At 38.9% G+C, this 10,905-nt stretch carries 8 protein-coding genes and 2 pseudogenes; 8 read left to right on the plus strand and 2 right to left on the minus strand.

Annotation, left to right across the window (positions count from 1 at the left end; genetic code table 11):
• The first annotated feature begins 312 nt into the window (after nt 1-312).
• From AC33VI_RS21875 to AC33VI_RS21890, 4 genes and pseudogenes are all read left to right on the plus strand, one after another.
• Nucleotides 313-1,494 (plus strand): glycosyltransferase family protein, encoded by a 1,182-nt coding sequence (locus AC33VI_RS21875; RefSeq protein WP_491784386.1) that lies wholly within the window; start codon nt 313-315, stop codon nt 1,492-1,494.
• A gap of 628 nt (nt 1,495-2,122) precedes the next feature.
• Nucleotides 2,123-2,290, plus strand: coding sequence for a hypothetical protein (locus tag AC33VI_RS21880; RefSeq protein WP_491784387.1), 168 nt, complete (start codon nt 2,123-2,125; stop codon nt 2,288-2,290).
• A gap of 23 nt (nt 2,291-2,313) precedes the next feature.
• Nucleotides 2,314-2,775: a cupredoxin domain-containing protein gene (locus AC33VI_RS21885; protein ID WP_491784388.1), complete on the plus strand. Its 462-nt coding sequence runs from the start codon at nt 2,314-2,316 to the stop codon at nt 2,773-2,775.
• Nucleotides 2,776-2,881: 106 nt separating this feature from the next.
• Nucleotides 2,882-3,040, plus strand: a pseudogene (locus AC33VI_RS21890) (IS982 family transposase); the annotation flags it as partial.
• Between the two features lie 98 nt (nt 3,041-3,138).
• Here the strand turns inward: AC33VI_RS21890 and AC33VI_RS21895 are convergent.
• Both AC33VI_RS21895 and AC33VI_RS21900 read right to left on the minus strand, forming a co-directional pair.
• Entirely contained in the window at nt 3,139-5,241 is a 2,103-nt protein-coding gene (locus tag AC33VI_RS21895; protein ID WP_491784389.1) for a glycoside hydrolase family 9 protein, read from the minus strand.
• Nucleotides 5,242-5,516: 275 nt separating this feature from the next.
• Nucleotides 5,517-6,218: a TIGR04283 family arsenosugar biosynthesis glycosyltransferase gene (locus AC33VI_RS21900; protein ID WP_491784390.1), complete on the minus strand. Its 702-nt coding sequence runs from the start codon at nt 6,216-6,218 to the stop codon at nt 5,517-5,519.
• A gap of 10 nt (nt 6,219-6,228) precedes the next feature.
• Between AC33VI_RS21900 and AC33VI_RS21905 the strand changes: the two genes are divergently transcribed.
• The 4 genes and pseudogenes from AC33VI_RS21905 to AC33VI_RS21920 all read left to right on the plus strand — a co-directional run.
• Nucleotides 6,229-7,041 (plus strand): DUF6816 family protein, encoded by an 813-nt coding sequence (locus AC33VI_RS21905; protein WP_491784391.1) that lies wholly within the window; start codon nt 6,229-6,231, stop codon nt 7,039-7,041.
• Nucleotides 7,042-7,682: 641 nt separating this feature from the next.
• Nucleotides 7,683-7,979, plus strand: a complete 297-nt coding sequence (locus AC33VI_RS21910; protein WP_491784392.1) for a Mo-dependent nitrogenase C-terminal domain-containing protein — start codon at nt 7,683-7,685, stop codon at nt 7,977-7,979.
• 133 nt (nt 7,980-8,112) lie between these two features.
• Nucleotides 8,113-9,309: a sensor histidine kinase gene (locus tag AC33VI_RS21915; protein WP_491784393.1), complete on the plus strand. Its 1,197-nt coding sequence runs from the start codon at nt 8,113-8,115 to the stop codon at nt 9,307-9,309.
• 309 nt (nt 9,310-9,618) lie between these two features.
• Nucleotides 9,619-10,905 (plus strand): annotated as a pseudogene (locus tag AC33VI_RS21920) (glutamate synthase subunit alpha); the annotation flags it as partial.

A 10,905-nucleotide genomic window follows, 5' to 3' on the forward strand; every position in this document is an offset into this window, starting at 1 on the left:
CATTAACAGCCGAGTAATGATTGGGTTCGCTTACTTCAAATATTCCAATTAGCATAAAAATTTTTAAAATTGACTAATAAACTATTAATACTTAAACCAAAATTATTAGTATACCTCTGCCTACCTACTTAAAATGTATATCCTCCAATGGATAATTTACAATTCACTTGGACTAGGGTAATTTTGTCCTAAAATTCTAGAAAACCGATTCCATTTCAAAGTTGACCGAACTTATGTTAAATAGATAGCAGAGGTATACTAATAATTTTGGTTTAAGTATTAATAGTTTATTAGTCAATTTTAAAAATTTTTATGCTAATTGGAATATTTGAAGTAAGCGAACCCAATCATTACTCGGCTGTTAATGGTTTAGTCAAAACCTATGCTAGCAATTGCGACAACGAAATAATAGTTTATACCCTACCTGCGATTCAAAAGGCATTACAAGAAAATGGCTTGCCAGAGAATTGTCGGTTAGAAGTTTTAGCAGACAATCAATCTTTAAAAACCTTGTTAAGTAATGCAGAAAAGATTGAATTTGATCGCATCCATATTTGTACCATCTTTGACAATTATTTTGAATTTGGCAATTTTACACCTCAGACTAAAGACATATATTTTCACGTCCACCAAATTGAGGAATGGTATAACGACGACTTAGACCGTGCGATCAAGACTTTGATCCCCAGTCTCAAAAATAAAGATCAAAATAGACAATATTCTCGGATCTTAGCCCGTGCGGTACGGGATTATTTCTTTTATCGACCGATCCGCAAAAAAATGCTAGAAAATTTCGCTCGCAACTACAACCTCCAGCTAATAGTTCATAGCGAAGGACAGAAAGAAGCATTAAAAGAATATAATTGCCAATCTCCCGTTACAATTTTTCCTTTTGCTATTTATGAAGGCATGGGAGATACTTCGACCGACAATCAGAAACTACGAATTTGTATTCCAGGGGTAATTACTCAAGCTAAAAGAGATTACTTATCTTTGTTTGAAGTTTTGTCACAAAATGCCGAGATCCTCAAAGACAGAGTCGATCTTTATCTCTTGGGGTATGTGACCGACCGCGAAAAAGAAGAAATGGGTAGGGCGATCGAGCGATTGATCTCTACAGGATATGAAGTGATGTATCACGATACCTTCGTCTATGGGGAAGAATTTGATCGAGCGATCGCCAATTGCGATATCTTATTAAACAATCAATTCATCAGCAAAAACAGCACGGAAGTTTACGGTAAAACAAAAGAGTCGGGCATGATTTTTAATATGCTGCGGGCTGCCAAACCTGGCTTCTTGCCCAAAGAATATAATGTATCTCAAGAGTTTTATGACTGTACTTTATTCTTTGATAGTTACGAAAATTTGGTCGAAATAATTAAAGATTTGGTTGACAATCCCGAAAAATTATCGCAACTGAAAACTTCGGCTCAACAACTATCTAACAGTTATCTCCCTAACAATCTTTATCCTCGCCTGGTAACAGCTTAATAGTCTATGTTGAAGTAGCCCAAAATCTACATACCTTAGCCACAGATTTATGGGAAAAGCAACAACAGAATTCAGAGAATAGCTCTCAACCTACATCGCTCGATAATCCTTACACTTCAAAATTAACAACAAAAGAGTCGGTTCAAAGAGATAAATCAGAATCTACTGAGACCACAACGGAGCAGAATCAAAGAGATGAATTCTCAGGAAAAGAAAAGAAGGAAAAATCGAAGAGGAAACCAGGGAAACAACCAGGAGGTAAAGGATTTGGGCGCAGTTAACCATTAAAAGTAGTTTTGCCAGAGTTATGTCCTTTGCGGTAGATAACTTCTGGTTTACCTTCGGGATTTAAGTAATTTTCAACAGGGTAAATTTGCGTGAAAATCATTCCTCGTACTCGTTCGCCAAAACCAAAGCGATCGAATACTACCCGATAACGATCAAACTTAGTCTCGAACGATTAACCGAACACAAATATCCGCACCCGATAAAAGCTATTAATCCTAGTAAAGAAATTAGTCGTTTGTTCATTTTATTTAATATCTTTGAGGCTTCTTGTGCTGCTTCGACAGTTTCAAATAAGATTGTTACATTACTCATGTTTTGTTGAATTCAAAGCGATCGCCCTATGTGGATAGTTGAGAAAAAAGTAGGAATATTTACTCACTATTTAACCCTTTCGGGTAAGTTCCAGCCAGGAATAGACAAAGCCAAGCATTTCAACTCAAAGCAGATGGCAGAGATTATGGCTAAAGGTCATGGAGGGGTCGTTCGGCAATTGAACGGGAGTAAGTAAATTGTTTTTCTGCTTAAAATGCCATGAGATTAATTAATCGCGAACCTATTCAACAAAGACGGCAAAATCTAATTTTCTTAATTGTCGCAATTTTGGTACTTAGTTTGTTTTGGATGCCAACTACACTAGCCGATTCTCAAATAAACGAGGTTAAAGTCAGCTTGGGTAGTAGTAGCGGAGAATTAAAATTTTTTCCTAGTAACATACAGCTAGAAGTTGGAAAACCATACAAATTGCTATTAGATAATCCTAGCCCCCAGAAACACTACTTTACATCTAAGGATTTTGCCGATGCTAGCTGGACGAGAAAAGTACAGGCGGGAAAAGTTGAAGTCAAAGGAGCAATCCACGAATTAGAACTTAAGCCTGGTGCAGAAGCAGAATGGGTTTTGACTCCGATGAAATCTGGTACATACGAATTACACTGTTCGATTAAAGGTCATGCTCCTGCTGGAATGGTAGGGAAAATTGTAGTGACGGACTAGTGGAGTAGGGCTTAAATAAACGTCAGTTCGATGAAAATCTAGAGAAAAAGAAAGGCTGAGATGTAAACTCAGAATAAGCATAATACCGAGTATCTCAGCTAATTCTATGATGACATCAAGACTAGATATCACACAAATCTTTTGGGATGTAGATGATTTTTGTAATCAGTGGTTAAGACTGTGGCAGAAACAAAAGCAACTGCCTTCGATGCCAAATGAAAAAAGATGCCGTTCGAGAATGTCTCTAAGTGAGGTAATGACCATAAAGAGCAGATCTGTTAGTGCGTAACATCAGTAAATAATAGAGTAAACATTATTCACCCTATTATTTATATTTATTAGTTGTAATTTGTTATTCCTTGATTAAATTCCGTCTACATCAACGCCAACCAAATCGTCAAGCTGTGCGTCGGTGAGAGGATCGCCGCCAAAGTCATCGTATTGCTGGATCAAAGCCGAAGTTAGAGGTGCATTATAAGGAGTAGCGACTTCGTTGGTAATCCAATCATTGCGATCGTCATTATAATCAAAATCATCGGTAGATCCAGGTCCACCAACCAAAGCACCGTAAAGAATATGCTCGTTGGCTTCCCCATAATTGGCATCCCCAGTAGAGCTTCTATGGTGGGGTTGTTGGGAGTAGTTGTCGCCAAAACCAATCATATAACTGAAGTTGGCAGGATTATCTCCCAGAACATAATCGATTTGATTGTTGGCGAAATCGCTGTAGCGAGAATCTTCTTTAACCGTGTCGTTATACAATTCAGCGAGGAAGGCGGCGGAAGAACTTAAAGCCAGAGAACCCCATGTATAACGGAATGCCATGCCACCAGGACTATAACTAACATTACCCGTACCTTCTACCCAACTATCTAACCATTGTTCGGTCATTTGTTGGTATTTAGGATCGCTACTTTCTTGCGCTAGTAACAAGGCAGCGGCATTAGATTTGTTATCTGTCATCCAAGTCCAATCGCTAGGATACCCTACTTCATTGTCGAAGATATCTTCAGCGCGAGTTAAATATTCCTGCTTTCCTGTAGCCTTGTAAAGCCACATTGCACCTTCAGCTAATTCGTCGGCATAACCACTAAAAGAAGTGTAGAAAGGATTGGCTTCGGGAATGCTATCGCTATATTTGCCACGATAGGTATCGGCAAATTCAAATAACTGTTCGGCATTTTTCAGTAACTCATCAGCATAGGCATCATCTACACCTCTAAATAGCATCGAAGCCGAAGCTAAAGCAGAAGCCGTACCCGCAGCCACATCGCTACCAGGATTAGCTGCATCGACTTTAAAAGCTGGTCGTTCCATGTTGAGGTCTTCGGGAGCAATCCAAACGGCATGATCTGCATCCCCGTCGCCTACTTGAGCGTAGAATTCTTTGGTTTTACCATTTTCGGTAATATGAGCTTTGAGGAAGTAATCTGTCGCCCATTTAACGGCTTTGAGGAGTTCGTCGTATTGTCCAGCTTGTTTGTAAGCATCGCCGTATTCTACGCCGCCCCAAGCCAACATAGTACTGGTAGCTGACATGGGCAAGCCAAATTTAACGTGATCGCCAGCATCGTAATAACCGCCAGTTAAATCTAAGCCGACATCAGAACCGTCGTCTGTTGCGGAGTCTCCCCGCCATTCTACACGATTGTCTTCGGGGAGTTCTCCAGAACGATTGGCTTCGTAGAAAAGGAAAGATTTTTGTAAGGCTTCTCCATATCTAAATTGCCCCGAACCTGTTTGAGGATTGGTAATTCCACCGTCATCAACTATATCTGTGGTGTTGGTGTCTTCAGTGACGGTTTCACCAGTTTCTTCGATAATGTTTTCGACTTCTTCAAGTATATTTTCTTCAGAAATAGTATCGTTTAACTCAGGTTCGATATCTTCTATATTTTCAGGGTTAATATCTTCAATAGTATTGTCAGGCTCTACCTCTGATTCCCAACTATTATCAATATCTTCTACAGAGTCATCTAATTCTACATTGTTATTTGATTCCTCAACATTTTCAGGATCTATATCTTCAATTGTGTTTTCAAATTCCAGACTATTATCTATTTCTTCAATGAAATTATCGGTAATAGTTTCATTATTTAATTCACTTTCAAAATTATTTTCAATAGCTTCTGATATATTCTCTGTCAGGTTATCACCTACTAAGAAATTACTAGGAGCTTCGACTGTATCGCTATTTTTATTAGCATTAAAAGTAATAGTTCTGCTACCACCAGGATAAAAAATATTTTGGTCGAAATTAGTATCGGCACGAAGAGTATAAGTATTACCGTCACGACTGACGATTTCTGCGCCCCAAACCTGTTCTATATCAAAGTCAGCTTGGAATTGAACTTCCCAGTTATCAAAGCGATCGCCATTATTAACTAATTGTATTTCTCCTGTAAAACCTTGCGTCCATTCCGTCGTAACTTGAAAGTTGGTAGTGATGTTTTGATTAGCAGCCATGATAGTAACTATAAAAATCTATTGGTTTAATTCAATTAAAAAGTAAAAATATTCGTAAATAATGAACTGTTTATTGAATCTTTGTCTGTTACTTTTATAAAATTTTATTAACTAAAACAGCTACAGAAAAAACAACTAAATTCACAGCAACTTTATCAAAATAATACAGATTGTACTAAGTAAGATAAACTAATTTTTGGGAATTGTGTGACCTCGATCGCATCTAAGTTTGACCTCGATCGCAATCAAAATAGATCCAGATCTTTTTAGATAAATTATTTATGAAATCTTTTGCCGCGATCGCGATAAAAATTACTCAATTTAGTTGGAGAAATTCCTAAATAATAACCAATAATAATTAACTGATTGATTAAAGTTGTTTGCCAAACTCCCAACTTTTGCCAGCGTCGGGCAGAAGTAACTACTTTAGCAGGAGCGATCGCAATTTTTCCTTGCTTTTTTAACTGTTGAATCAAAGCAAAGTCTTCCATAATCAGCAGATCGGGAAAACCGCCACTGTCTTGAAAAGCTGCTTTGGTAATAAAAATAGCTTGATCGCCATAGGGAAGAGAAAACCAATGCGATCGCAATTTAACGAGCATTTCCACCCAACGTAAAGATTTATCCTTACCATCAATAGCCAATTCAAACGCTCCCGCTATGACTCCAGGCTGTTTTAAAGTCTGAGTAATGAGAGGGATAAAATTAGCTGGCAATTGAGTATCGACGTGGAGAAATAGCAAAATATTGCTACCAGCTATTTTTGCCCCCGCATTCATTTGTGCTGCCCTTCCTCCAGAAGCAATAATAGTTTTTACTCCTAGCTTTTGGGCTATATCGGGAGTATTATCTTTACTTCCTCCATCGGCAACGATAATTTCTAAATTAGGATTGACAGCAAGCTTTTCTAGAGTTGCTTTAATTATTGCAGCCTCGTTAAGAACTGGGATAATAATGCTAATAATATATCGCTCCATATTTATCAGAATGCGAGAAAAACAAACTCCTAATTATCGACTATCAACGATCGAACATCAATTATTCAGCATTCTGCTGGTTTTCTTAACACTCTTCAGTTTTACTAACAGTGCAGTAGCTGCAACTATTCAAGAACGCATTCAGCAATTCCCTCAATGGAATAACAAGCCACCAGTACAGCTTGCCAAAGGAGACTTAGAATACCCTGAGTGGATGGCGGGGACTTGGAATGTAGAAAGCAGTCTCATCGAAAAATTTGCCCCTCTAACCCCAGATATTGTTAGCCCTGGCTTTGAAGATAATAACGATTATCTCGATCGCCCGATCTCGTTTCAAGTCAGATTTGGCACAGAATTTTACACTGCCCCCCAAGGCTTATCTTCTTTCTTTAAATCTTCTCAACCGATAGTAGTGGCAGACCGAGCTTTTAACGGTAAAAAAATCGCCGAAGCCTATTTAGGCGAAGAAAATGTTTATCGAGTCAAAACCGACCCCGACAACCCCAACCAACAGATTACCTTTTTAAGAGGAGAAAGAAAGCTAATTTCTAAGGTCACGGGAAGGGCTAGAGAATTACCGAGCGATCGCGAATTTATCGCTACAGAAGTTACTCAACAACTATTTAGATCTCCTGAACGGCTTTATCTCAATGAAGTAGAAACTACTTCCGACTATCACTTATTAGATTCGGGAAACATAGACGCAGAAAAAATTACCGCTATTTATCTTTCCCCCCAAGATCCAGATTATTTTACCGCAGGCGATCGACCCATTGCTTTGTATCGCTATAGTTTGCGATTAGTTAGAGAGATGGAAGACTAGGTAGAGCATAGACACCAATAGTAGGAGACAGACGGAAAGGATTGCTAATATGAAATACTTAAATGTTTGCTACGAATAAAGCATCCAAAATAAAATCCCATCCTGTAATTGATGCGATCGTAAATCGAGTCAGTCGATACAAGACTTGAGACAATTTCTCTCTTAAGCGATCGAGATTATCAAACAGTTCCTATTTAACCTGAGTTCGGGTTAAGCTACTGACCGAGCGATCTCTCTAGTTATTAGTTATTAGTTATTAGTTACTAGTTTTTAGTTTAAAGTACTAAAAACAATTAAGTGCAAGACAAGGGGCTGTCCTGTTGGGAAATCCGACAGGTTTATACGTCCCGTTCCACAATCTTACTGTGTCAACAATTGGGTTTTGTATTTCATATAAACTGGTTTATTTCTTCCTGTATAGTCGTTCTAAATAAAAACCATCAGAAAAAGCGTACTATTTCTTATTCTCTGTTGCCTCTTGCCTCGAAACGATAACTTTGAATCGTAAGGAAATTAATTAGAACCACTATAAATATAAATTTTGTCAATTAAACATAAAAGATTTTTATATAAAAACTCATTAAATATTTTGTTAACTTATAAATATAGCAATTAAAGTTAAACGAAATAGATTGAAAAAGATGACGTATTTAATTCAAGATCGCCAACCAAAACTTCTTAATCCCCTACAATTTATTAGACAAAAGCTTGATAGTTGGGAAATAAAAGGGGAACATACAGCACGACGCATTGTTAAATGGATTCCTGCTCAATGTCCCTTTGCGCGGGAAATAAAAGCATTTGGTAAAGTTATTTTTCGTATTCCTGCCTTGTGCAAATTTAATCCGTTGTACGAACAGTTAATAGCATTAAGATTTCGCGCACTTTGTTTTCTCGCCGATCGATGTGGCGAAGATATTACACCTTATTGTTCGTGAGGAATCTGAAGTTGATTGGGTGTACCTCACCAATTTGAGAAACCCTATATGAGTTGTCGTGAGGCTTTGACATCAAGATCTCTAAAAGATTAAAGTAATTTTACTCCACTATTACCCAAGCCTATAATTTCTCGTGACTAAAGATATTGGCAAAACTTTGTTGGCTAAAGTCGATACCATAGTCGAAAGCTGGATTGACTCGATCCGAGATGATATTGATATAGAAAGCTCTAAGGGTCTGGCTTACAAATCGGTGCGTAACAGTATTCCTTTAGTTATTGAAGCGATCGCAACGTTGCTTTCTGAGTCCATAACAGACCGTCCGCAAAAATTACAAGACAACAGTTGGGAACATGGAATTATCAGGGCAGAGCAAGGCTATGATGTAGCTGAAATTGTTCGAGAATATAGTCTGCTGCGCAAGATTATTTTTACTATTTTAGCATCAGATTTACAGGCTAGTTCGGGGGCGGATATACTTCAAGCAGTAGAGTTAATCGATTCAGCGATAGATCGAACGATCGCCTTGTCTTTAGAAAGTTATGTGACAATGCAACTATCCCAACTAGAGCAAATACGCGGTCAGTTATTGCTGAATAATCAAGAATTAACTCGCTTGGTAGCGATGCAAAAAGAAGATATCTCTCATTTAGCTCACGAACTAAAATCTCCCTTGAATTCGATTATGGGTTTTTCGACTCTCTTGCTACAGCAACAGCAAAGAGTAGTTCGAGGAAAAGATACTTCTTTAAATCTACAGTTAACAGAAAAGGTAATTACTAACAGCAAGCAACTGCTGCGGTTAATCAATGATGTTTTAGAAATTTCTCGCTACGACAACGGCAAGATTTCCTTAAATTTACAATCTTGTGATGTGCGATCGCTGATTCAAAGTGTGACAGAAACTCTGGAAATTTCCGCCACTCAAAAAAACTTAAAGATCGTCCATAATAGCGATCGCGCTCCAGAACAAATTCAAACTGACCCTTTAAAACTCCAACAAATCGCTACTAATTTAATTAGCAATGGGATTCGCTATACTGAGTCGGGAACAATCACGGTTAGCTACTTGACTGAAACAGCAAATCGATGGTCGCTAGTAGTTGCCGATACGGGCATTGGCATCTCACCAGAATCTCAAGCTCAGATTTTTGAACCTTATTTTCGAGTCAACGCCAAATCCAGTAAGACACAGAACAGTACGGGTTTGGGACTAGCAATTGTGAATAAGTTAGTCAAGCTACTTCAAGGTCAAATCAATCTAGATTCTAAGTTAGGAGAGGGTTCTACTTTTATTGTCACTTTACCTCTAACAATCTCGGAAAATTAAAAAGGCAGAAGTAACTATACAAACCGCTCACCTTAACAGGGGTAATGCTAAAAACTAATAACTAATAGCTAAGAATAATCATTAGGGATAGACAAACGATTTTAATTATTTTGCAATCTTCTGTAATCTGATTATGATCATTTCCTTAAAAAATCAGACACCTTCAACTCTCTCGGTAAGATCGTAATAAGTATATATATATGCAGCTAAAGCTCACAGAATTAAACTTGATTAAACTTTGGTAGCTTCAATAGAACTTCATTACTATTTGTTTTTGCCAACACTACTTCAATTATTTACTTTTTTGCAATGAATCATCATCAACATCCAGCCCAACAGGGTCTATACGATCCTCGCTTCGAGCATGATGCCTGCGGTGTCGGGTTTATCGTCCACATGAATGGTCAGAAATCTCACCAGCTTGTAGAACAGGCTTTGACGATTTTAACGAATCTCGAACATCGTGGGGCTTGTGGTGCTGAAACCAATACGGGTGATGGGGCTGGGATTTTGATGCAGATACCCCATAAGTTTATGCAGAAGGTGGCTGCCCAGGAAAATATTACTTTGCCAGAAGCAGGGAAGTATGGGGTGGGAATGATTTATGCTTCTCCAGATTCTGTAGTCAGAGAAAAAGGACGAAAAGTATTTGAAGAGGTTGTTGCCGAGGAGGGGCAAAAAGTTCTGGGGTGGCGCGACGTACCCACCAATGACTCGACTTTGGGAAAAACTGCTCAATCGAGCGAACCGTTTATGCAGCAAGTGTTTATCCAACGAGCAGCCGATCTAGATGAATCTGCCTTTGAACGAAAACTGTTCGTGATTCGCAAGCGATCGCATAAAGCAGTGCGTCGAGAAATGGGCGATCGGTTTTGGTATGAATCCAGTGTTTCTTGTCGAACAATTGTCTATAAAGGGATGCTGATGCCGATGCAGGTAGGGGAATATTATCCCGAACTCCACGACCCCGATCTTGAGAGTGCTTTGGCTTTGGTACATTCCCGCTTTAGTACTAACACTTTTCCCAGTTGGGAGCGATCCCACCCCTATCGCTACATTGCCCATAACGGGGAGATCAACACCCTACGAGGGAACATTAACTGGATGCACGCTCGCCAGTCACTACTGGAGTCGGAGCTATTTGGCGATGATATGAAAAAGGTGCAAAACCTAATTAACATCGATGGTAGTGATTCCAGTATTTTTGATAATACTTTAGAACTATTGGTGTTGGCAGGGCGATCGCTACCCCATGCAGTCATGATGATGATCCCCGAACCCTGGACGGCGCACGAATCCATGAGTGACGAACAGAAGGCGTTTTATGAATATCATTCCTGTTTGATGGAACCTTGGGATGGTCCAGCTTCCATCGCCTTTACCGACGGCACAATGGTAGGGGCGGTATTAGACCGCAATGGTTTGCGTCCCTCTCGTTATTACGTGACCAAGGATGACCTGGTAATTATGGCATCAGAAGCAGGAGTCCTAGAAGTTGCCCCAGAAAACGTAGCCTTAAAAGGGCGTTTAGAGCCTGGCAAGATGTTCTTGGTCAATATGGAAGAAGGGCGCATTGTTGCTGATGAAGAAATTAAG

This window comes from Waterburya sp., from assembly GCF_058530065.1.